The 22719-nt window shown below is 72.9% G+C and carries 22 protein-coding genes; 2 read left to right on the top strand and 20 right to left on the bottom strand.

The features are described 5' to 3' along the window. Positions 1 to 44: 44 nt before the first annotated feature. Complete coding sequence (locus tag N538_RS0103510) at positions 45 to 1208, top strand: ROK family transcriptional regulator (protein WP_028636145.1); 1164 nt, start codon at positions 45 to 47, stop codon at positions 1206 to 1208. On the opposite strand, the gene N538_RS0103515 is transcribed toward N538_RS0103510, so the two are convergent. The 20 genes from N538_RS0103515 to N538_RS0103605 all read right to left on the bottom strand — a co-directional run bounded on the left by N538_RS0103515 (position 1205) and on the right by N538_RS0103605 (position 22329). Further along, positions 1205 to 1570 carry an NYN domain-containing protein gene (locus N538_RS0103515; RefSeq protein ID WP_028636146.1) on the bottom strand — a complete coding sequence of 122 codons (366 nt, stop codon included), beginning with the start codon at positions 1568 to 1570 and terminating at the stop codon, positions 1205 to 1207. The two genes, N538_RS0103510 and N538_RS0103515, sit on opposite strands and share 4 nt — an antisense overlap. After that, positions 1570 to 3132 carry a signal recognition particle protein gene (gene ffh / locus N538_RS0103520; protein ID WP_028636147.1) on the bottom strand — a complete coding sequence of 521 codons (1563 nt, stop codon included), beginning with the start codon at positions 3130 to 3132 and terminating at the stop codon, positions 1570 to 1572. The genes N538_RS0103515 and ffh overlap by 1 nt, the downstream gene beginning before the upstream one ends. Positions 3133 to 3170: 38 nt before the next feature. Further along, a complete protein-coding gene (locus N538_RS23695; RefSeq protein ID WP_051548684.1) occupies positions 3171 to 5402 on the bottom strand; it encodes a [protein-PII] uridylyltransferase in 2232 nt (743 codons plus the stop codon). A gap of 7 nt (positions 5403 to 5409) precedes the next feature. Next, the gene (locus tag N538_RS0103530) at positions 5410 to 5748 is read right to left on the bottom strand and encodes a P-II family nitrogen regulator (RefSeq protein WP_028636148.1); all 339 of its coding nucleotides are present in this window, start codon (positions 5746 to 5748) and stop codon (positions 5410 to 5412) included. 67 nt (positions 5749 to 5815) lie between these two features. Further along, positions 5816 to 6154: a P-II family nitrogen regulator gene (locus N538_RS0103535; protein WP_028636149.1), complete on the bottom strand. Its 339-nt coding sequence runs from the start codon at positions 6152 to 6154 to the stop codon at positions 5816 to 5818. Beyond that, positions 6151 to 7470, bottom strand: coding sequence for an ammonium transporter (locus tag N538_RS0103540; protein WP_231496124.1), 1320 nt, complete (start codon positions 7468 to 7470; stop codon positions 6151 to 6153). Before N538_RS0103540 ends, N538_RS0103535 begins: the two co-directional genes overlap by 4 nt. A gap of 187 nt (positions 7471 to 7657) precedes the next feature. Continuing rightward, positions 7658 to 8761, bottom strand: a complete 1104-nt coding sequence (ftsY, locus tag N538_RS0103545) for a signal recognition particle-docking protein FtsY (protein WP_028636151.1) — start codon at positions 8759 to 8761, stop codon at positions 7658 to 7660. Positions 8762 to 8785: 24 nt separating this feature from the next. After that, on the bottom strand, positions 8786 to 8974 hold the full coding sequence (locus tag N538_RS0103550; protein WP_028636152.1) for a hypothetical protein: 189 nt from the start codon (positions 8972 to 8974) through the stop codon (positions 8786 to 8788). A gap of 58 nt (positions 8975 to 9032) precedes the next feature. Continuing rightward, entirely contained in the window at positions 9033 to 9473 is a 441-nt protein-coding gene (locus tag N538_RS0103555) for an acyl-CoA thioesterase (protein ID WP_028636153.1), read from the bottom strand. Beyond that, entirely contained in the window at positions 9473 to 13039 is a 3567-nt protein-coding gene (gene smc, locus N538_RS0103560) for a chromosome segregation protein SMC (RefSeq protein WP_028636154.1), read from the bottom strand. The genes N538_RS0103555 and smc overlap by 1 nt, the downstream gene beginning before the upstream one ends. 157 nt (positions 13040 to 13196) lie before the next feature. Then, the gene (locus N538_RS0103565; RefSeq protein WP_028636155.1) at positions 13197 to 14447 is read right to left on the bottom strand and encodes an MFS transporter; all 1251 of its coding nucleotides are present in this window, start codon (positions 14445 to 14447) and stop codon (positions 13197 to 13199) included. 53 nt (positions 14448 to 14500) lie between these two features. Next, on the bottom strand, positions 14501 to 14713 hold the full coding sequence (locus N538_RS0103570; RefSeq protein ID WP_028636156.1) for a hypothetical protein: 213 nt from the start codon (positions 14711 to 14713) through the stop codon (positions 14501 to 14503). A 77-nt stretch (positions 14714 to 14790) separates the two neighbouring features. Further along, complete coding sequence (mutM, locus tag N538_RS0103575) at positions 14791 to 15678, bottom strand: bifunctional DNA-formamidopyrimidine glycosylase/DNA-(apurinic or apyrimidinic site) lyase (RefSeq protein WP_028636157.1); 888 nt, start codon at positions 15676 to 15678, stop codon at positions 14791 to 14793. 12 nt (positions 15679 to 15690) lie between these two features. After that, positions 15691 to 16488, bottom strand: coding sequence for a ribonuclease III (gene rnc, locus N538_RS23700; RefSeq protein ID WP_081790256.1), 798 nt, complete (start codon positions 16486 to 16488; stop codon positions 15691 to 15693). Continuing rightward, complete coding sequence (rpmF, locus tag N538_RS27845) at positions 16443 to 16628, bottom strand: 50S ribosomal protein L32 (RefSeq protein ID WP_081790257.1); 186 nt, start codon at positions 16626 to 16628, stop codon at positions 16443 to 16445. The genes rnc and rpmF overlap by 46 nt, the downstream gene beginning before the upstream one ends. Positions 16629 to 16669: 41 nt before the next feature. Then, a complete protein-coding gene (locus N538_RS0103585) occupies positions 16670 to 17194 on the bottom strand; it encodes a YceD family protein (protein ID WP_231496125.1) in 525 nt (174 codons plus the stop codon). A 105-nt stretch (positions 17195 to 17299) separates the two neighbouring features. After that, positions 17300 to 17773, bottom strand: coding sequence for a pantetheine-phosphate adenylyltransferase (gene coaD / locus N538_RS0103590; protein WP_028636159.1), 474 nt, complete (start codon positions 17771 to 17773; stop codon positions 17300 to 17302). A 10-nt stretch (positions 17774 to 17783) separates the two neighbouring features. After that, positions 17784 to 18356 (bottom strand): 16S rRNA (guanine(966)-N(2))-methyltransferase RsmD, encoded by a 573-nt coding sequence (gene rsmD / locus N538_RS0103595; protein ID WP_028636160.1) that lies wholly within the window; start codon positions 18354 to 18356, stop codon positions 17784 to 17786. Between the two features lie 55 nt (positions 18357 to 18411). Next, on the bottom strand, positions 18412 to 20652 hold the full coding sequence (locus N538_RS0103600) for an ATP-dependent DNA helicase RecG (RefSeq protein WP_028636161.1): 2241 nt from the start codon (positions 20650 to 20652) through the stop codon (positions 18412 to 18414). Positions 20653 to 20673: 21 nt separating this feature from the next. Next, positions 20674 to 22329, bottom strand: a complete 1656-nt coding sequence (locus tag N538_RS0103605; RefSeq protein ID WP_036569290.1) for a DAK2 domain-containing protein — start codon at positions 22327 to 22329, stop codon at positions 20674 to 20676. Positions 22330 to 22502: 173 nt separating this feature from the next. Here N538_RS0103605 and rpmB point away from each other — a divergent pair, with 173 nt between their 5' ends. After that, the gene (gene rpmB, locus N538_RS0103610) at positions 22503 to 22688 is read left to right on the top strand and encodes a 50S ribosomal protein L28 (protein WP_011756723.1); all 186 of its coding nucleotides are present in this window, start codon (positions 22503 to 22505) and stop codon (positions 22686 to 22688) included. The last annotated feature ends 31 nt before the right edge of the window (positions 22689 to 22719 follow it).

Here is a 22719-nt window from a genome sequence, read left to right on the forward strand (position 1 = left end):
GCCCATCCGTGCGAGGTCCGGATGAATCGGCGTACCGTCGCGGGATGCCGCACTCGAGCTCCCTGGAACGGCTCCGCGACGGCAACCGGCGCGCGATCACGGCGCTCCTCGCGGTGGAGGGACCGATGAGCCGCGCGAACCTGGTACGCGGCTCCGGGCTGTCCCGCACCACGGTCTCCAGCCTGGTCGGCGAGCTGATCGCGGCCGGTCACGTCGTCGAGACCAGCGACCGCGGCCGGCCGCACAAGGGCGGCAGCGGGCGGCCCCCGCTGCTCGTCGCGCTCGTGTCGCCCGGCGGCGGCGTCGCCGGGGTCGACATCGGGCACCGGCACGTCCGGGTCGCGGTCGCCGACCGGCGCGGCGTCGTGCTCACCGAGCAGAGCGAGGCGGTCGACGTCGACGAGGACGGGGTCGCGGCGCTGGACCGCGCGGCCCGGATGGTCCGCCAGGGCCTGCAGGCGGTCGGGCTGCCGGCGTCCGATCTCGCCGCCGCCGGCATGTGCGTACCGGCTCCGCTGGACCGGAGGTCCGCGCGCGTGCGCACCGGGATCCTGCCGGGCTGGCGGGAGATCTCGCCGGCCGAGGAGCTGCACCGCCGGCTCGGCGTGCCGGTGTTCGCCGACAACGACGCGAACCTCGGTGCGCTGGCGGAGCTCGGCCACGGCGCGGCCCGCGGCGCGAGCGACGTCGTCTACGTGAAGGTCGCGAGCGGCCTCGGCGCCGGCATCGTCCTCGGCGGCCGGCTGCACCGCGGCGCGAGCGGGATCGCCGGCGAGCTCGGGCACGTGCAGGTCGGCGAGGACGGCCAGGTGTGCCGGTGCGGCAACCGGGGCTGCCTCGAGACCCTGGTGTCGGCGCCCCGCCTGCTGGCCCTGCTGCAGCCGGCGTACGACGAGGAGCTGTCCGTCGAGCGGGTGCTCGAGCTCGAGCAGTCCGGTGACGCCGGGGTGCGCAGGGTGCTCTCGGACGGCGGCCGGGCGGTCGGCCGGGCGCTGGCCGACCTGTGCAACAGCCTCAACCCCGAGGTGGTGGTCGTGGGCGGCTCGCTCGGCGCGTCGGCGTCGCTCCACGACGGGATCCGCTCCTCGGTCGAGCGGTACGCCCAGCCCGACACCGCCGCCGTGCTCCGGATCGTGCCGGGCGAGCTCGGGGACCGGGCGGAGGTGGTCGGCGCCGTGTCGCTCGCCATCGCCCGGATCAGCGTCTAGAGGTGGTCGAGGAGCCAGGAGGGGCTGAGCGCCTGGGCACCCACGCCCCCGACCCGGGCCTGGAGCATCCGGTCCGCGGTGACCACGACGGTGCGCCCCTGCCCGGCAGCGACCCGGGCCTGCTCGACGATCGCCTCGTCGCCCTCGCCCTGCGCGTGCACGGTGCGGACATGGCCGTCGCGGCCGGCCCTGACCCCGCCCTTCGCCTGCCCCTCGAGCACCAGCACGACCTCGTCGTACGGCAGGTCGGCGACGAGCAGCTGCTCGTGCAGGCGCCGGGCCGCGCCGGCCCGGTCCTTCCACCACCCGTCCGGGCGGCTGCCGACGACGTTGGCGCCGTCGACGACGAGCGTCGTGGCCACTACTTCAGGAACTTGGAGAAGTCCTTCGGCAGGTTCAGCTGCGCGGCGGCCTTCTCGTAGTCGAGCTCCTCCTCGCCGGCTGGCTTGCCGAACGGGTTCGCCTTGGCGGCATCCGCCCGCTCCTTGTCCGCCGCGGCCTGCTGGGCGGCCTTCGCCGGGTTGCCGGAGACCCGCTTGCCCTTGCCCTTCTTGGGCGCCTGCTTGGCCTTGCCCCGCTTGCCCGTCCCCGGAATGCCCGGCATGCCGGGGATCCCGCCGCCCTGGGCGAAGGACATCATCATCTTCCGGGCCTCGAAGAACCGGTCGACGAGCTGGTTCACGTCAGACACCTGACGGCCGGAGCCGCGGGCGATGCGGGCCCGCCGGGAGCCGTCGATCAGCTTCGGGTTGGCCCGCTCGGCCGGCGTCATCGACTGGATGATCGCCTGGATCCGGTCGATCTCCCGCTCGTCGAAGTTCTCGAGCTGGTCGCGGAACTGGCCCATCCCGGGCAGCATCCCCATGATCTTCGACATCGAGCCGAGCTTGCGGACCTGCTGCATCTGCTCGAGGAAGTCGTCGAGGGTGAACTCGCCGCCCTGCCCGGTCAGCTTCGCCGCGGCCTTGGCCGCCTGCTCGGAGTCGAACGCCTTCTCGGCCTGCTCGATGAGCGTCATCACGTCGCCCATGTCGAGGATCCGCGAGGCCATCCGGTCGGGGTGGAACAGGTCGAAGTCGGTCAGCTTCTCGCCGTTCGAGGCGAACATGACCGGCTTGCCGGTGATCGAGGCGATCGAGAGCGCCGCACCACCGCGGGCGTCGCCGTCGAGCTTGGTGAGGACGACGCCGTCGTACCCCACCCCGTCGAGGAACGCCTGGGCGGTCGTGACCGCGTCCTGCCCGATCATCGCGTCGACCACGAACAGGATCTCGTCGGGCTGCACGGCATCGCGGATGTCCGCGGCCTGCTTCATCATCTCCGCGTCCACGCCCAGGCGGCCCGCGGTGTCGACGATGACGGTGTCGTGGAGGGTGCGCCGGGCCTCCTCGAGGGACTGGCGGGCCACCGCGACCGGGTCACCCACGCCGTTGCCCGGCTCCGGCGCGAACACCGGTACGCCGACGCGCTCGCCGTTGACCTGGAGCTGGTTGACGGCGTTGGGGCGCTGGAGGTCGGCGGCCACGAGCAGGGGCGTGCGGCCCTGCTCCTTGAGCCACAGCGCGAGCTTGGCGGCCAGCGTCGTCTTGCCGGCGCCCTGGAGGCCGGCGAGCATGATCACGGTCGGGCCGGTCTTGGCGTACCGCAGCCGGCGCGTCTCGCCACCGAGGATCGTGACGAGCTCCTCGTTGACGATCTTGACGACCTGCTGGGCGGGGTTCAGCGCCTGGCTGACCTCCTCGCCGCGGGCGCGCTCCTTGACCGCACCGACGAACTCCTTGACGACGGGCAGCGCGACGTCCGCCTCGAGCAGCGCGATCCGGATCTCGCGCGCGGTGGCGTCGATGTCGGCCTCGGAGAGCCGGCCCTTCCCCCGGAGGTTCTTGAAGGTGTCGGCGAGCCGGTCGGAGAGTGTGGCGAACAAGATCGTCCTCAGCAGTCGTTCGTGAGCGTCCGCCCAGCCTAACCGGGGGGCCTCGAACCACCCGAAAGCGCGGCGCGTACGGCGTGCGCGGCCTCGGCCGCCCGGGTGTCGGGGAGGGCACCGGCGCCCGGCTCCTGGAGGTAGAACACGTCCACGGCCTGCGGGCCGAGGGTGTCCACGTGCGCCGATCGGACGGCGACGTCGAGCGCGGCCAGTGCGGCGCAGACCAGGTAGACCACACCCGGCCGGTCCGCGGTCCGCACCTCCAGCACCGTCGCCTGGGCGGAGGCCTCGGGGCGTACGACGACCGTCGGCTCGAGCCCGGCGACGTCGGTCGGCCGCAGCCGCCGGCCCGCGTCGCGGCGGCCGTCGACCACCCCGTCGTACCGCTGCTTCAGCACGGCCGGGTCGAGCCCGGGCTCCCCCACCTCCCAGACGGACACGGCGTACTGGTCCTGCGACCACGCGCGCGCGGCACGCACGGGGATCCGCGCGAGCGCGAACGTCGCCGCGAGGTCGGCCAGCAGCCCGAGCCGGTCGAGCGCCACGACGGTGACCCGACAGCCGTCGGCAGCCGGTTCCACGGCGACCGAGGTGCCGCCCTGGCGGACCACCGTCGGCACCTCGACGTCGTCGGTCGCGATCGGCGGCAGCGTGGTGCCGGTGTCCAGCGCGACCCGCGCCCGGCGGGCCAGGTCGCGCACCAGCCCGGAGCGCCAGGAGGACCACGCCTTGGGCGCCGTGGCCCGCGCGTCGGCCTCGGTGAGCGCGAGCAGCAGGTCCAGGGCCTCGACCGACCCGAGCCGGGACACGACCAGGGCCACGGTCGCGGGGTCGTCGGGGTCCCGGGTGGTGGCGGTCTCGGCGAGCAGCAGGTGCCAGCGCACCAGGCTCGCCACGAGGTCCACCGCCTCCGCATCGAAGCCGATCCGGCGCGCGATCTCGCGGGCGATCGGCTCGCCCGCGACGCTGTGCTCGGTCAGGCCACCCTTGCCGATGTCGTGCAGCAGCGCGGCGACCATGAGCACGTCCGGCCGCCCGACCTGGCGGATCAGCGCGGACGCCTCGACGCAGGTCTCGACGACGTGCCGGTCGACGGTGAACCGGTGGATCGCGGACGCGTGCGGCAGCAGCCGGATCCGCTCCCACTCGGGCAGGACCGCCGGCAGCGCGCCGGTCTCCTCCAGTGTCTCCCAGACCGCCAGCAGCCCGCGACCGGAGGCGAGGAGCCGCACCAGCAGCCGCCGTGCCTCCGCGGGCCAGGGCTCAGGCATCGGTGCGGACTGGCGGGCCAGGCGGGCGGCCGTCGCGGGGGCGAGGACGACGTCGCGCTCGGCCGCCTCCGCGGCGGCGCGGAGCAGCAGCAGCGGGTCCTCGGCGGGCTTCGCGCGGGCGTCGAGGACGACCTCGCCCGCCGACAGCGCGACGCCGGGCGCCAGCGGCTCCAGCTGCGGGCGGCGCGGCCCGCGGAGCCGGGCCGGCTCGGCGAGCGCGGCGTCGGCCCGCCGCCAGGTCAGGTGGGAGAGGTGCGCGATCCGCCGGCCGAGCTCGCGGACGTGCACCTGGGCGGCGCGCGCGTCCGACAGGTAGAGCCGGTGCGCGACCTCGCTCCACAGCTCCGGGCCGATCCGGTCGGTCCCCCGCCCGGCCGCGACCTGCACGGCATCGCGCACGTCCAGCAGCGCCAGCCGGCTGCGCTCCAGCTCGACGTGCGGGACGTCGACCAGCCAGGTGGCGACCAGCGCCTTGAGCACGGTCGCGTCCCGGAGTCCGCCCTCGGCCTCCTTCACGTCCGGCACCGAGAGGTGGGCGAGCTCGCCGACCAGCTCGTGCCGGGTCCGCACCAGCTCACGCAGCGCCGGCAGCCGGTCGCGGGACCCGCGCCGCCAGTGCGCCAGCATCGTGGTCCGCAGCCGCATCGTCAGGCCGGTGTCACCGGCCAGGTGACGGGCGTCGAGCAGCCCGAGCGCCACCTTGAGGTCGGCATCCGCGGCCTCGACCATCTCGGCCATCGTCCGCACCGAGTGGTCGAGCCTGGTGCCCGAGTCCCACAGCGGGTACCAGACCTGCTGCGCGACCCCCGCCACGTCGACGCCGTCGTCGGAGACGAGCACGACGTCGAGGTCGGAGTACGGCGCGAGCTCGCCCCGGCCGTAGCCGCCCACGGCGACGAGGGCCGCGCCCGACTCCGGGCCGCCGCTCTGCTCGTAGGCCTTCGCGCACAGCGCGTCGGCGTCGGCCGTCCTGCTGGCCCGGTCGTCGGAGGTCATCGGGTGGTCAGATCGCCCTCTCGTCCCGGTCCCCCGTGCGGACCCGCACGACGGACGCCACCGGCGTGACCCAGACCTTGCCGTCGCCGATCTGGCCGGTGACGGCCGAGCGCACGATCGTGTCCACGATGTCCGCGGCGTCCTCGTCGGCGACCACGATCTCGATCCGGAGCTTCGGCACCAGGGTCACGTCGTACTCCGCCCCCCGGTAGACCTCCTTGTGGCCCTTCTGCCGCCCGTAGCCGTTGACCTCGCTGACGGTCATCCCGGACACGCCGGCGGCCTCGAGCGCCGTCCGGGCGTCCTCCCACTTGTGCGGCTTGATGACCGCGGTGACGAGCTTCATGGCCCGATCATGCCGGAGGGGCGCCGTGGCCCCGCCCCTGCGTGAGGAGCCGGGCCACGGTGTGCCCTCACAGCGCGGCGTCGTCCCGGTCGCCGGTGCGGACCCGCACCACGGTGTCGACGGGGCTGACCCACACCTTGCCGTCACCGATCCGGCCGGTCTGCGCGGTCTTCACCACGATGCCCACCACGTCGTCCGCGTCGTCGTCGCCGACGACGATCTCGATGCGGATCTTCGGCACCAGCGCGATGTCGTACTCCGCCCCGCGGTAGACCTCGGTGTGGCCCTTCTGCCGGCCGTAGCCGCTGACCTCGCTGACGGTCATGCCGGTGACGCCGAAGGTCTCCAGCGCCTCGCGCACGTCCTCCCACTTGTGCGGCTTGATCACCGCGGTCACGAGCTTCATGCGTTCACTCCTTCGGTCACGGTGCTCTTCGCGAGGATGGAACCGGCGCCGCCGGTGCTCCCGCCCAGGCCGGCGTGCAGGTCGTACGCCGACTCGCCGTGCTGGTCGGAGTCGATGCCCTCGACCTCGGCCTCCTCGCTGATCCGCCAGCCGAGCGTGAACTTGATGGCGTACGCGATGATCGTGGTCAGGACGCCGGTCCAGAGGATCGCCCACCCCGCCGCGGCCGCCTGGTCCCCGAGTGAACCGAGTCCGCCGCCGTAGAACAGGCCGTCGATGCCGCCGGGGGCGCTGGCGGTCGAGAAGAGGCCGATCAGCAGCGTGCCGACGAGGCCGCCGACGAGGTGCACACCGACGACGTCGAGCGAGTCGTCCATGCCGAGCTTGAACTTCAGGCCGACGGCCCAGGCGCAGAGCGCGCCGGCGACCAGGCCGATCACGATCGCGCCGGCGATGTCGACCGCGCCGCAGGAGGGTGTGATCGCGACCAGGCCGGCCACGATGCCGGACGCGGCGCCCAGCGAGGTGGCCTTGCCGTGCAGGACCCGCTCCATCACCAGCCAGGCCAGCATCGCGGCGCAGGTGGCGATCGTGGTGTTCAGGAACGTCACGCCGGTCTCGGACATGAACTGGGCGATGTCCTTCTCGCCGCCGTCACCCTCGAGGAAGACCATCGAGCCGACGTTGAAGCCGTACCAGCCGAACCACAGCAGGCCGGCCCCGATCATGGTCAGCGTCAGGTTGTGCGGCCGCATCGGCTCCTTGCCGAAGCCGACCCGCTTGCCGATCACCAGCGCGAGCACCAGGCCGGCGACGCCGGCGTTGATGTGCACGACCGTGCCACCGGCGTAGTCCTGCGCGCCGAAGTGCTTGGACACGAAGCCGACACCGGTGCTCCACACCTGGTGGGAGATCGGGAAGTAGCAGATCGTCACCCAGACCGGGACGAACACCACCCAGGCGGACAGCTTGACGCGGTCCGCGATCGCACCCGAGATCAGCGCCACCGTGATGGCCGCGAACGTCATCTGGAACATCACGCCGCCGATGTAGGACTCCCACGGCACGTCCTTGAGCGCCCAGGCGTCGAACGGGTTGCCGAACAGGCTGCCGACGTCGTCGCCGGCGAAGGCCATCGACCAGCCCCACAGCACGTAGACGATGCCGACGATGCCGAGCGCGACGTACGACATCATCATCATGTTCAGCACGGACTTGGAGCGGCTCATGCCGCCGTAGAACAGAGCCAGTGCCGGGGTCGTCATCATCAGGACGAGGGCGGTCGCCACGATCATCCAGGCGTAGTAGCCGTCCACTGAACCTCCAGGGATCACATCTCGGGAGGGCGAGCTCGGCCGCGACAGCGCTGTCGGCCCCGGGGTCCGCCCCATTGGGGAAGACCCTCGGCGGCGGAGGTTTCAGGACCGGTGGCCACTTGTTGCGGTCGTGCAACGAGTTCCCGCCGTGTGTAACTTCGGTGTTACGACAACCTCAAGGGCGTCCTCAGCCCAGGAGCGCGTCGACGAACGCACCGGCGTCGAACGGCGCCAGGTCGTCGGGACCCTCGCCGAGGCCGACCAGCTTCACGGGTACGCCGAGCTCACGCTGCACCTGCACCACGATGCCGCCCTTGGCGGAGCCGTCGAGCTTGGTGAGCACGATGCCGGTGACGTTCACGACCTCGCTGAAGACGCGTGCCTGGATCAGGCCGTTCTGGCCGGTGGTGGCGTCGAGGACGAGCAGCACCTCGGTGACCGGCGCCTGCTTCTCGATGACGCGCTTGACCTTGCCGAGCTCGTCCATCAGGCCGGCCTTGTTCTGCAGCCGGCCGGCGGTGTCGACGATGACGGTGTCGGCTCCGGTGGCGACGCCCTCCTTGACCGCCTCGAACGCGACGCTGGCGGGGTCGGTGCCCTCGGGGCCGCGGACCACGTCGACGCCCACGCGCTCGCCCCAGGTGGCGAGCTGCTCGACGGCGGCGGCGCGGAAGGTGTCGGCGGCGCCGAGCACGACCTTGCGGTCCTCCGCGACCAGGATCCGCGAGATCTTGCCGACGGTGGTGGTCTTGCCGGAGCCGTTCACGCCGACGACGAGGACGACGCCGGGGTTGCCGTCGGCACCGCTCACCTGCAGGCGTCGGTCCAGGTCCGGGCCGACCAGGTTCAGCAGCTCCTCGCGGAGCACCGTGCGGGCGTCCACGGGACCGCCCTCGACCCGCAGGCGGGTCCGCAGGTGCTCGACGAGCTCCTGGGTCGGCGCGACGCCGACGTCGGCGGTGAGCAGGGTGTCCTCGATCGACTCCCAGGTGTCCTCGTCGAGACGGTCGCGCGAGAGCAGCGCGAGCAGGCCGCGGCCGAGGCCACCCTGCGAGCCGGCCAGCCGCTGGCGCAGCCGGACCAGGCGGGACGCCGTACCCTCCGGGCGCTCGAGGACCGGCTCGGGTGCGGGCGCGACGGGCTCGACCTCGGTCGGCGCCTCGACCGCCACCGGCGGCGGCGGCGCGGCGACCTCGGCGGGCCCGCGGCCGCGCCGGGACGCGACCAGGCCGACGACGGACGCCACCGCGACGACCGCGATGGCGATGATCAGGTAGAGCCAGTCACCCATGGCTCAATCCAAGCAGAGCAGGGCTCAGAGGCGGTGCTCGGAGTCCTCGTACTCGAGCTCCAGGACCGGCACGGCGTCGGCCGCCCGGTTCATCATCTCGCCGAGCCACGGAGCGTTGGGGACCTCCTCGCCACGGTGCGGGAACGCAACGTAGACGACGACGAGTCCCGCCACGACCAGCACGACCAGCATGGCGACGACGACGAACAGCACGGACTACCTCCCGAGATCGGCTTCCTCCACCGTGCCACATACCCGGACGCGGACGAATTCAGGCACGCAGGAGCGGGGCGAGTGCGGCGCGCATCACGTCGGGGACGGGCGTCACGGGACGCGCGGGGTCGGTGTTGTCGACGTACACGTGCACGAAGGTGCCCTCGGCCGACGCCTCGTCGCCGTCCCCCTGGAAGATCCCGACCTTGTAGACGACCGAGGACCTGCCCAGGCGCTCGACGTACAGGCCGACGTCGACGGGGTCCGGGTAGCCGACCTCCGCGAAGTAGCGGCAGCCCACCTCGGCGACCACGGCGACGACCGGCAGCGTCCGGATGTCGACGCCCAGGGACCGGTCCATGTGGTTGTTGACGACGGTGTCGATGATCTCGAAGTAGCGGGCGTTGTTCATGTGCCCGTAGACGTCGATGTCGGCCCAGCGGGTGGTGACCCGTTCCCAGTGGACGTACCGGTCGCGGGTCGGTCGGTCGGCCGGCACTACGCCGGCTCGGCTTCCCTGAGCCGCTGGCTGATGACCGCGGACACGCCGTCGCCGCGCATCGTCACGCCGTACAGGGCGTCACCCACCTCCATGGTCCGCTTCTGGTGGGTGATGACGAGCAGCTGGGAGTTCTCGCGCAGCTCCTCGTAGATCTCCAGCAGCCGGCCCAGGTTCGTGTCGTCGAGCGCCGCCTCGACCTCGTCGAGGATGTAGAACGGCGACGGCCGCGCCTTGAACAGCGCCACCAGGAACGCCACCGCGACCAGCGACCGCTCACCGCCGGAGAGCAGCGAGAGGCGCTTGACCTTCTTGCCGGGCGGGCGGGCCTCGACCTCGACCCCGGTGGCGAGCATGTCGTCGGGGTCGGTGAGCACCAACCGGCCCTCACCTCCTGGGAACAGCCGAGCGAACGTTGCGTCGAACGCCTTGCTGACGTCGGCGTACGCCTCGGTGAAGACCTGCTCGACCCGCTGGTCGACCTCGCGGACGATGTCCAGGAGGTCCTTGCGGGTCTTGCGGAGGTCCTCGAGCTGCTCGGTGAGGAACTTGTGCCGCTCCTCCATCGCGGAGAACTCCTCGAGGGCGAGCGGGTTCACCCGGCCGAGCTCGCGCAGCGCACGCTCCGCGATCCGGAGCCGCTTCTGCTGCTCCTCGCGGACATAGGGCACGGGCTCCGGTGCCGCCTGGCCCTCCTCGGGCTCGCCACTGAACGGGACCAGCTGGTCGGGGCCGTAGTCGGCGACCAGCCCGTCGGCGTCCAGGCCGAGCTCCTCCAGCGCGCGCTCCTCGAGCTGCTCGATCCGCATCCGTTGCTGGGTGCGGGCCATCTCGTCGCGGTGGACGGAGTTGACCAGCTCGTCGTGCTCCTTGGCGAGGTCGCGCAGCGTGGCGCGGACGTCGCGGAGCTCCTGCTCGCGGCCGCTGCGCGACTGCTCGACCGCGGCGCGTGCCTCGGCGGCCCGGTGGACGGAGACCTCGAGCCGGGCCAGGACGAAGGCGACCGCGACGCCGACCGCCTCGGCGGCCCGGCCCTCGCGGACCAGCCGCTCCCGCCTCTCGGCCGCCCGGGCGCGGGCCTCCCGCTCGGCGTTCGCGGCGCGCACCAGCGCGTCGGCGCGGCCGTGCATCGCCCGGGCGCGCTCCTCCGACGTCCGCAGCGCGAGCCGGGCGTCGGTCTCGGACTGGCGCCCGTCCCGGGCCTCCTCGACCAGGCGCTCCCGGGTGCTGGTGTCGGGCTCCTCGTCGGGGGCGTCCTCCGCGGCGGCCAGCCGGGTCTCGAGGCCGGTGAGCCCGGCGACCGCCTGGGTGCGGGCCTCCTCGGCCTTCTCGATGGCCGCGGCGAGCCGGTCGGCCTCGCCGCGTGCGGCGCGGGCCTGGGAGCCGTACTGCCCGAGCTCCTCGGCGACCGCCGCGAGCGTGGCGTCGGACTCGTGCAGCTTGGCGAGTGCGACGTCGACCCGCTTCTGCGCGTCCAGCCGCTCCGCCTCGAGGCGCGACATGTCGAACCCGAGCCGCTCGGAGGAGGCGATCGCCTCGGCGAGCTGCTCCGCGGCCTCGTCGACCGCGGCCTGCACCTCGATCAGGCTGGGCTGGCTGGACGATCCGCCGGACGCGTAGTGGGCGCCGAGCACGTCGCCCTCGCGGGTCACCGCGGTGAGCGCCGGCAGGTCGCGGACCAGCGCCCGCGCGGCGTCGAGGTCGTCGACGACCGCGACCCGGTCCAGGAGGCGGGTCAGAGCCGGGAGCAGCGGCTCGGGGCACTCGACGACGTCGACGGCGTACGACGCGCCGGCGGGGAGGCCGGGCCAGTCGCGGTCGGCTCCGCCATTCAGGGGAGGGCCCGCGCCGAGGAGCATTCCGGCGCGGCCGAGGTCGTCGTCCTTGAGGTGGCCGATCGCGCGGACCGCGGCGTCGGCGTCGGTCACGGCGACGGCGTCCGCGGCCGCGCCCAGCGCCTGGGCGACGGCGGCCTCGAAGCCGCTGCGGACCGTGAGCAGGGCGGCGACCGACCCGAGCAGGCCGGAGACCTGGTCGGAGGCGGCCAGCAGCGCGCCGGCGCCGTCCTTGCGGTTGAGGCCCATCTCGAGGGCGTCCTTGCGGGCCGCGAGCGCGGTCCGGTCCCGGTCCGCCTGGCGTGCCTCGTCGCGGGCCTTGGCCAGCCGCTCCTCGACGTCGTCGAGGAGGGCGGTGGCGGCCTCGTGCTCCGCGTCGAGGCCCTCCTCGCCGGCGTCCAGGCCGGCGACCTTGGTCTCGAGCGCGGTGAAGTCGCGCTGGGCGCGGTCGGCTCGCGCGACCGCCTCCTCGCGGGCCAGGGTCAGGCGGCCCACCTCCTCGTCGGCGGCGGAGGCGCGGGACTTCATCGCGTTGACCTGGCCGTGCAGCCGGGCCAGCCCCTCGCGGCGATCGGCGGCGGCGCGCTGGAGGGCGACGATCTTCCGGTCCTCCTCCGCGGCGGCGTCCTCGGCGGCCCTGCGGGCCGTGACCGCGTGCTCGAGCGCCGTGCGGTGGGCGTCGACCTCGGCGGCGATCCGCTGCTCCTCCTCTCGGACCTGCGCCGCCTCGGCCTCGAGCTGCTCGGGGTCGCGGCCCGACCGGGCGGCCTCGACGTCGGCGGTGCCGGCGGCGTTGCGGACCCGCTCGGCGGCCAGCGACTGGGTGCCGCGCAGCCGCTCGCGCAGCCCGGAGAGCGCGAACCAGGTCTCCTGCGCCCGCGCCAGGGCCGGCAGGTCCTCACGGAGGGCCGCCTCGAGCTGCGCCTCGTGCTCACGGGCCGTCGCCGTCTGGGCCTCCACCTGCTCGCGGCGCGCGACCAGGATCGACTCGTCGGCCATCTCCTGCTCGAGCGCGGTGCGGGCGACGACCAGGTCGTCGGCCATCAGCCGGGCGCGGGCGTCGCGCACGTCGGCCTGCACGGTCTGCGCGCGGCGGGCCACCTCGGCCTGCCGGCCGAGCGGCTTGAGCTGGCGGCGGATCTCGCTGAGGAGGTCGTTGAGCCGGGTCAGGTTGCCCTCGGTGGAGTCGAGCTTGCGGAGCGCCTTCTCCTTGCGCTTGCGGTGCTTGAGGACGCCGGCGGCCTCCTCGATGAACCCGCGGCGGTCCTCGGGGGTCGCGTGCAGGATCGTGTCGAGCTGGCCCTGCCCGACGATCACGTGCATCTCCCGGCCGATGCCGGAGTCGGACAGGAGCTCCTGGACGTCGAGCAGCCGGCACGGGTTGCCGTTGATGGCGTACTCCGAGCCGCCGGAGCGGAACATGGTGCGGCTGATCGTGACCTCGGCGTACTCGATCGGCAGCGCGCCGTCGGCGTTGTCGATGGTCAGCACGACCTCGGCGCGGCCCAGCGGCGGGCGGCCCGAGGTGCCGGCGAAGATGACGTCCTCCATCTTGCCGCCGCGCAGCGACTTGGCGCCCTGCTCACCCATCACCCAGGCGAGCGCGTCGACGACGTTGGACTTGCCGGAGCCGTTCGGACCCACGATGCAGGTGATCCCGGGCTCGAGCTGCAGCGTGGTCGACGAGGCGAAGGACTTGAACCCCTTGAGGGTCAGGCTCTTCAGGTACAACGTGCGGCTCCCAGCTCATCGGTCGTCGGTTTCGTCACCGCTGAGGACGAAGGCTGCATCATCGCAGCAGGCCAAGGGGGAAGCTCAGCGAGCCTCACGATACCGGCAGCCACGCTCCAGGTGCCGCATCCGCGTCATCGCCGAGTCGTCCGGTACTTCAGGGCTCGCTCGCCTCGTCGGCGTGCGCGATGTGGGTGAGCTGCCCCCAGATCAGCACCACGAAGAGCGCGGAGCCGGCGAACGCGAACCAGAACGGAGCGGTCACGCCCCAGTGCTGGGCGAGCACGCCGCCGACGGCGGAGCCGATCACGAGGCCGCCGTACGTGCCGACCAGGTTCACGCTGCCGACCCGGCCCTGGAGCTCGGTCGGCACGGCGCGCTGGCGCACCGTCATCGACGTGGTCCCCCAGATGAACGCGTGGGCGCCGAACACGAAGAAGATGCCGAGCGCGACCCACGGGGTGCGGGTCAGCGCCAGGGCCAGGTGGGTGAAGGTCTCGAAGACGAGCCCGATCCGCATGATGTTGCCGAGGCTGAGCCGCCGGGTGATCCAGCCGTAGGAGAGGGTGCCGACCAGCCCGCCGACCGCCGAGAAGGTCGTGAGCAGGCCGAACCCGATCGCGCCCATCCCCAGCCGCTGCGTCGCGTAGAGGACGAGGATCGACCAGGCCGCGCCGAAGGTGATGTTGAAGACGAAGATCGTCAGGACCAGGGTCCGCACCGCCGCGTTGTGCAGCACCCAGCGGAACGCCTCGGCGATGTCACCGGACAGCGCGTGGCGCAGCTGCGTGTCGCGGGTCCGCTCGCGGCGGTGCGGCGGGAGGACCACTCTGGAGATGAGCACGGCGCCCAGTGCGACCACGCTCGCCTGGGCGGCGAACGGCACGGCGTGGCCGACCGCGAACAGCGCCGCCCCGATCGGCGGCCCGGCGAGCTGGTTGACGGTGATGAAGCCGGTCACCAGCCGCGAGTTCGCGATCGCCAGGTCGTCGCGGTGCACCAACATCGGCATCAGCGTCGAGGAGGTGTTGTCGGCGAACACCTCCGCCGTCCCGAGCAGGAACATCGCCAGGAGCACCAGCGCGATCGATGCGACGTCGGTGGCGACCGCGACGGTCAGCAGCACCAGGACGCCGGCGCGGAGCAGGTCGACGGTGACGATGATGAGCCGCCGGTCGAGCCGGTCGGCGAGCGCGCCCGCCAGGAGCCCGAAGACCAGCGGCGGCAGCCACTGGAGCAGCGCGCCGAGGGCGACGAGGAACGGGTCGTGCGTCATCGAGGCGACCAGCAGCGGGCCGGCGGCCAGCGCGATGCCGTCGCCGAGGTTCGAGACCCACGAGGACGCGAGCAGCCAGCGGAACCCGACGCCGAACCGGCGGGGCGCGACGATCTCGACCAGGCTGCTCACAAGGGAGCGAGACTAGTCGGCCGAGTCCTCGGGAGGCGACTCGATTTCGGGGATCAGGCGGGCTGCATCTCCTGGTGCATCGAGGCGGCCTCGATGTCGAGAAGCGTCGCGGCCTGTGCGGCCGTCAGCCTGTCGTTCTCCTCGCTGAGGCGCAGGACCAGCGCCTCGAGCTCGCCCACGCGCGCACGCAACCGGTCGTTCTCGGCTACGAGTCGGGCGGGGGTCCGCAGGTCGCTGTTCATGTATCCGATCAGCGCCTTGGCCATGGATGGACCTTCCGGGTCGTGAGGGGTCGCCCGCGGTGGCGGGCCGTCTTCAAGAGTCCCACCCGGGGCCCGCATGGTCAATCCGGGACGGCCGACGCCTCCGGGCGTGGCCGGCGCCGCCGCGGAGGGGGCTGGCAGACCGGGCAGAAGTACGACGAGCGGTTCATGAAGGCGACCCGCCGCACCGGTGCGCCGCACCGGTCGCACGGCTCTCCCTCACGGCCGTAGGCGTGTAGGGAGCGGTCGAAGTAGCCCGACTCACCGTTCACGTTCACGTACAGCGCGTCGAACGACGTCCCGCCCTCCCCCAGCGCGGCGACCATCACCGCGCGGGCGTGCCCGAGCAGCTCACGGACCTGGGTGGCGGTGAGCCGGTCGCCGGGCCGCTCGCCGTGCAGCCGGGCCCGCCAGAGCGCCTCGTCGGCGTAGATGTTGCCGACGCCGGACACGAGGTTCTGGTCGAGCAGCTGGCGCTTGATGCCGGAGGACCGCTTGCGGACCTTGCGGACGAAGAGGTCCTCGTCGAACTCCGGGTCGAGCGGGTCCCGGGCGATGTGTGCGATCTCCGGCGGCAGGTCGGCGCCGGCATCGGAGATCGAGAGCCCGCCGAACATGCGCTGGTCGACGAACCGCATCTCGCGGTCCTCGTCCGCCCCGTCGAGGGCGAACCGGACCCGGAGGTGCCGCTCGTCGGGAGCGTCGGCGGGCTGGACGAGGATCTGGCCGCTCATGCCGAGGTGGCCGAGCAGCGCGTCGCCGTTGTCGAGCGGGAGCCAGAGGTACTTGCCGCGCCGCCGGGCGGCCTCGACCCGGCGCCCGGCCAGGGCCGCGGCGAAGCCGTCGGGGCCGCGCAGGTCGCGACGCACCGGGCGCGGGTGGAGGACGTCGACGCGGGCGATCGTGGCGCCGACGACGTGGCGCTCGATGCCGGCCCGGACGACCTCGACCTCGGGCAGCTCAGGCACGGCGGCCGGGGATCAGCTCTTGCGGACGGCGTGGGCAGCGGCGTCGAGCGCCGGGTCCTCGACCCCGAGGTCCGTGGCGATCTCGCCGTACGCCGTCTCGGCGGCGGCCTGCTCGGCCTCCTTCTTGGAACGGCCCACGCCGTTGCCGTAGAGGCCGTCGCCGACCCGCACCTGCGCGGTGAACGTCTTCATGTGGTCGGGACCGTCGTCCTCGATGACGTACTCGGGGACACCGAGCCCGTGCTCGGCGGACAGCTCCTGGAGGGAGGTCTTCCAGTCGAGGCCGGCGCCCAGCGCGGACGCAGCCTCGATCAGGGGGTCGAAGAGGCGGTGGACGACGTCCGCGGAGGTCTCGAAGCCGCCGCTGAGGTGCACGGCGCCGATGACGGCCTCGACCGTGTCGGAGAGGATCGATGCCTTGTTGCGGCCGCCCGTCGACTCCTCGCCGCGGCCGAGCTTCACGTGGCCGCCGACGCCGATGTCACGACCGACCTCGGCCAGGGCACGAGCGTTCACGACGGCGGCGCGGAGCTTCGCGAGCCGACCCTCGGAGAGGTCCGGGTGGGTGCGGTACAGCGTCTCGGTGACGACCACGCCGAGCACGGAGTCCCCCAGGAACTCCAGCCGCTCGTTGGTCGGCAGGCCACCGTTCTCGTACGCGAAGGAACGGTGGGTGAGGGCACGCTCGAGGAGCTCGGGGTCCAGGACAGGATCCCCGAGCGCTGCTCGGAGCTCGGCGTAGTTGGTCAGCGGACCGGGTCCGGTCAGAGGACCTGACGACGGTCGGCGCGTGCGCCGTACTGACCGCACTCGCCGCACGCCCGGTGCGGCAGGTGCTTGGCACCGCAGGCGGGGTTCGCGCACGTCACCAGGGTCGGCGCGACGGCCTTCCAGGCCGAACGACGGTGGCGCGTGTTGCTGCGCGACATCTTCCGCTTCGGGACAGCCACTGTTTTCTCCTCTATCGAGACCGGGTCTCCGGTCCTGAACGTCAGTCTTGGTCCTGCTCGTCCTGCTTCAGGGCGGCCAGCCCTGCCCAACGGGGGTCCACCGGCTCCTCGTGCGAGTGGTCCGGGTCGTCCTTGAGCCGGGCCCCGCAGTCGGGGCACAGTCCGGGACAGTCGTCCTCGCACAAGGGCTGGAACGGTAGTGCGAGCACCACCGCGTCCCGCAGCAGGGTCTCGAGGTCGACCAGGTCTCCCTCGAGCATGCTGACCTCGTCGTCCTCCCCGGAGGAGTAGTCCTGGTCGTCGTACACGAACAGCTCCTGGAACCGGACCTCGATCTCGTCGTCGATCCGCTCCAGGCACCGCGCGCACTCACCGGCGAGCTCGGCCGAGGCCGAACCGGTGACCAGCACACCCTCCATGACCGCTTCCAGCCGCAGGTCGAGCTCGACCGGCGATCCTTCCGGGACATGGAGGACTTCGATGCCCAGATCTGCCGGTGCCGGAACCGTCCGCGTCACCTCGCGCTGGGACCCCGGGCGGCGGCCGAGCTCGCGGGTGTCGAGCACGAGCGGCGCTCTCGGGTCCAGGCTGCTCAGGTTTTCACTTCCGGATTCAGGCACAAACAGATCAGCGAGAAGCGTACCGGTCGGCCGGGCGCGCGGCCAAATGCGTCAGGACAGCCGCTCGAGCAGCCGGGTGTGCACGCCGGGCGGAACGAGGGCGGAGACGTCTCCACCGAGCGAGGCGACCTCCTTCACCAGGCTGGACGAGACGTACCCCCACGAGGCGTTCGTGGTGAGGAACACGGTCTCGACGCCGGTCAGGTGGGCGTTCATCTGGGCCATCGGCAGCTCGTACTCGTAGTCGCTGCCGCCGCGCAGGCCCTTCACGATCGCCTGGGCGCCGATCTCGCGGCAGAAGTCGACGATCAGGCCGCTGAAGCCGCTGACCGTCACGTTCGGGAGGCCGGAGCACACCTCGCGCAGCATCTCGAGCCGCTCGTCGGGCTGGAACAGCCGGGACTTGGACGGGTTCGTCCCCGTCGCGACGACGAGCTCGTCGAAGATCACGGCCGCGCGCCGGATGATGTCGAGGTGCCCGTTGGTCACCGGGTCGAAGGATCCGGGGCACACCGCGCGGGTCATGGCGTGGAGGCTATCGCTTCACGGAGTCGGACTCGGCGTACCACAGCGTCGTCTCGCCGTACCTCTTCGAGCGGGTGCCGGCGACGTGGGCCGGCCAGACCGGTTCCGGGCTCCGCGACGAGCGCTCGACGACCAGCATCGCGGCGGGCACCAGCCAGCCGCCGGCGGCCAGCCGGCCGAGGTCCTCCGCGACCGCGGCGTCGCCGAGCGGGTAGGGCGGGTCCATGAAGACCACGTCGTACGGCGCGGTCGGGGGCCGCGCCAGGGTGCTGCCGACGGGCGCGCACACGACGTCGGCCTTCGCGAACCCGAGCGTGCGGGCGTTGTCGGCGATCAGCGCGGCCGTGCGGCGGTCCGACTCGACCAACGTCACCACGCCCGCACCGCGCGACCAGGCTTCCAGGCCGATGGCGCCGGAGCCGGCGTACAGGTCGAGGAAGCGCAGGCCGTGCAGGGAACCGCACCACGACTCGATCGCCGAGAACAACGCCTCACGCACCCGGTCGCTGGTCGGACGGGTGGCCGCGCCTCGAGGCGTGTTGATGCGACGGCCACCGGCCGCTCCCCCGATGATGCGGGTCATGGCGTTCCGGCGTCCTCTGTCGGAACGGAGCCGAGCGAGCACGCGTCGGGCGGGATCACGACTTCTCCATGAAGCCGGACTGGACCGACTCCTCGAGGCGGGCCACCTCGGCGGCCAGGTCGGGCGCCTGGCGGAGCCGGGGGTCGGCGTCGAGGAGGGCGTTCGCGGCCTCGCGGGCCTGCAGGATCGTCTTCTCGTCACGTAGCACCCGGAGATTCTGCAACCCCGAGCGGTATCCCGACTGCGACTTCCCGAGAACGTCGCCCTCGCGGCGCTGCTCGAGGTCCACGCGGCTGAGCTCGAAGCCGTCGGTCGTCGCGGCGACGGCGTCCAGCCGGTCGCGTGCGGGCGAGCCGGGCTCGGCGTGGGAGACCAGCAGGCACAGGCCGGGCAGGCCGCCGCGTCCGACCCGGCCGCGGAGCTGGTGCAGCTGGGAGACGCCGAACCGCTCGGCGTCGAGCAGCACCATCGCGGTCGCGTTGGCGACGTCGACGCCGACCTCGATCACGGTCGTGGAGACCAGCACGTCGATCTCGCCGGCGGCGAACGCGCGCATCACGCGGTCCTTCTCGTCCGGCGGCATCCGGCCGTGCAGCTTCTCGACCCGCAGGCCGGCCAGCGGTCCCTCGGCGAGCTGGACCGCGACCTCCTCGACGGCGGCCAGTCCGCCGGCGGGGCTGGCGGCGGGCATGACGTCGCCGTCCTCGTCGAGGTCGAGCTGGTCGCTCTCGCCCTGCTCCTGCTCGTCGCCGGTGATCCGCGGGCACACGACGTACGCCTGGTGGCCCTTGCCGACCTCCTCGCGCACCCGCTCCCACACCCGGCCGAACCACGTGGGGCGCTCGGCCAGCGCCACGACGTTCGTCTGGATCGGTGCCCGGCCGGCCGGCAGCTCGGTGAGCGTCGAGGTCTCCAGGTCGCCGAAGACCGTCATCGCGACGGTGCGCGGGATCGGGGTCGCCGTCATCACGAGCACGTGCGGCGGGGTGCCGGCCTTGTCGGTGAGCGCGGCGCGCTGCTCGACGCCGAACCGGTGCTGCTCGTCGACGACCACCAGGCCGAGGTCGGCGAAGATCACCTTCTCCTCGAGCAGCGCGTGGGTGCCGATCACGATGCCGGCCTCGCCGGTGGCGATCCGCGACATCGGCCCGGTCCGCTGGGCCTTGGTCATCGAGCCGGTCAGCAGCTCGACGTTCGTGGCGTCGGCGGCGCCGCCGAGCATGCCCCCGGTGGCGAGGTCGCCGAGGAGCGCGGTGATCGAGCGGTGGTGCTGCTGGGCGAGCACCTCGGTGGGGGCGAGCAGTGCGGCCTGGCCCCCGGAGTCGACGACACGCAGCATCGCCCGGAGCGCGACCACGGTCTTGCCGGAGCCGACCTCGCCCTGGAGCAGGCGGTTCATCGGGTGCGGCTGCGCGAGGTCCTCCTCGAGCCGGGCCCCGATCTCGCGCTGGCCGTCGGTCAGCTCGAACGGCAGCCGCTCGTCGAAGGCGGCCAGCAGGCCGCCCTGGTCGCCGGTGCGTGCCCGAGCACCCTGCTCGCGCAGCACCCGGCGGCGCTTCGCGAGCACCAGCTGGGTGACCAGCGCCTCCTCGAACCGGAACCTCCGCTGCGCGCTGCTGATCTCGCCCTGGTCGTGCGGGTTGTGGACGCGCTCCAGCGCCGTGCGGACGTCGAGCAGGTCGTACTGCCGGCGTACTGCCTCCGGCACCACGTCGGGGACGTCCTCGAGGACCGTGAGCGCGAACGCGACCGCGCGCTGGAGGTCCCACGAGTCCACGCCCTTGGTCAGCGGGTAGATCGGGTAGAACTCGCCGATCGCGTCCAGCGAGAGCTGGGCCGCGTCCTCGTCCGGCGTCCCGAACAGCACGACCTGGGGGTGCGTGAGCTGCCACTCCCCCCGGAAGCTGCTGACCTTGCCGAGGAAGATGCCGCGCCGCCCCACCGGCATCCGCTGCTGCTGCTGCCAGCGGCCGACCTTCTCGTTCTTCGCGAACATCGAGATGCGGAACGACGGGCCGTCGGTGCGGACCGTGACGTCCACGCGGTACGCCGGGCGGCCGGTGCGGCGGTCCTTGTAGGTGGCCAGGTTGCTGCTGGCGATCTGGCCGACGACGGTGAGCACGTCGCCTTCGTGCAGCTCGTCGATGCGGGTCAGCTCGCCGGTCTTGACGTACCGGCGAGGGAAGTGGTGCAGCAGGTCGCCGACCGTGCGCAGGCCGAGCTTCTCCTCGATCGCCTCGCGCTTCTTCTTGTGGTCGCCGAGCACGGCGACCACCGGCGAGTCGAGATCGATCACCCCGTCACTCCGTCCGTCCGCTCACTCGACCGACACCAGGAGCGGGTACCGCTCCTGGCCACCGTCGTACACCACGACGTCGACAACGGGGTGGTGCTCCTCGACGTACGCCGCACACCGGGTGGCCAGCGAGCCCTCCGCGTCGTCCGCGCCGGCGACGACCGTGACCAGCTCGCCACCGCCCGCCAGCAGGCGGTCGAGCACGCTGGTCGCGACGTCGTAGAGCTCCTGCCCGACGACGACGAAGTCGCCCGACACCACCCCCAGCACGTCGCCGGGCTCGCACGGCCCGGCCATCGTCATCGCCTGCCGGGCGGCGACCGTCACCGCGCCCTGGCGGGCGTGCCGCGCGGTCGCGGTCATCTCGAGCACGTCCTGGTCGAACGCGCGCCCGGGCTCGTGCACGGCGACGGCGGCCAGGCCGGTGACCTGCGCGTGGGTCGGGATCACCGCGACCCGGATCGCGCCGCCGGAGTCGGCCTCCGCCGTCCGTGCCGCGATCTGCGCGACCCGCACCGTGTCCTGGTCGTTGGGCAGCACGATCACCTCCGCGGCGTTGCACGTGGTGATCGCCTCCAGGAGCTGCCCGGTGGACGGCCGTTGCCCGGGACCGCCGGTCACGACGACCGCACCGGCCTCCTCGAACAGCGCCGCGAGGCCGGGTCCGGCGGCGACCGCGACGACCCTGCGCCCGGTGCGGGTCGTGGTGCGGGGGCGCGCCTCGGCGACCTGCTCGGCGAAGTGGGTGACCCGGATCCGGTACGGCCGGCCGGCCGCGATGCCTGCCTCGACGGCTGCTCCGACGTCGTCGACGTGGACGTGGACGTTCCAGAGCCCCTCGCCGCCGACGACCACGAGGGAGTCGCCGAGGCCGGCGAGCGCCTCGCGGAGCGGGGGCACGGCGGAGTCCTCGGCGTCGAGGAGGTACATCACCTCGTAGGCGGGGCCTTCGGATGTGAGGTCTCCGCTCGGAGCGTGCGGGATCGGGATCTGATGGCTGCCGATGGGTGCCGTGACGGGCGTCGGACGGCGCCCGGTGAGGACGGTCTCCGCGGCGTCCAGGATCACGCAGACCCCGCGTCCCCCGGCGTCGACGACACCGGCGGCGCGGAGCGCGGGCAGCTGGTCCGGCGTCCGCGCCAGGGCCTCCCGGGCAGCTGCCGCAGCCCTGGTGAACACGTCCCGGGCGCGTGCGTCGGGCGCCTTCGCGGCCTCGGCTGCGGCCTCGGCCGCCGCGCGGCCGACCGTGAGCATGGTGCCCTCCACCGGGGTGCCGACCGCGGCGTAGCTGGCGTCGGAGGCGCGCCGGATCGCGTCGGCCATCACGTGGGCGTTCCGCTCCCCCGGATCCGCCTGCGCGATCCGCCGGCCGATCGCCCCGAGCATCTCGCTGAGGATCACGCCCGAGTTGCCCCGCGCCCCGAGGAGCGCACCGCGCGCGAACGCCGCCAGCGCCGTACCCGGGTCGGCGTCCGCGTCACCGCCCGCTGCGTCGCGGACGGCGTCCCGCGCGGCCGACATGGTCAGGTAGAGGTTCGTCCCCGTGTCGCCGTCCGGAACCGGGTAGACGTTCAGCGCGTCGATCTCCTCGCGCGCCGCGGCCAGCGCGTCCACCGCGATGTCGACGAACCGCAGCACGACCGCGAGCGTGATGCGTCCGCTGCGGGGAGTTTCCATCGTCGTCCTCGATCGGGGACACTGGCCGGGTGTTGATGAGTGCCACAGGCTAGTGGCTTCCGCTCGATTTCAGGCGGGGCGGGCGCATCGGATACTCTTGTGCGGTTGCCCGCCCTCGGGCCCCACGATTTCAGCTCAGTTCCCACATCATCGATTCGTTTCAGGAGTACACGGTGGCTGCCGTCTGCGACATCTGCGCCAAGAAGCCCGGCTTCGGCAACAACCGCCCGTGGTCGCGCAAGATCACGAAGCGCCGCTTCGACCCCAACATCCAGCGCGTCCGGGCCACCGTCAACGGCACCCCGAAGCGTCTGAACGTGTGCACCGGCTGCCTCAAGGCCGGCAAGGTCACCCGCTGACCCCACGCACTCTCCGCGGGGCCCCGACCTG

Source organism: Nocardioides sp. URHA0032 (genome assembly GCF_000620645.1).
GTDB lineage: Bacteria > Actinomycetota > Actinomycetes > Propionibacteriales > Nocardioidaceae > Nocardioides.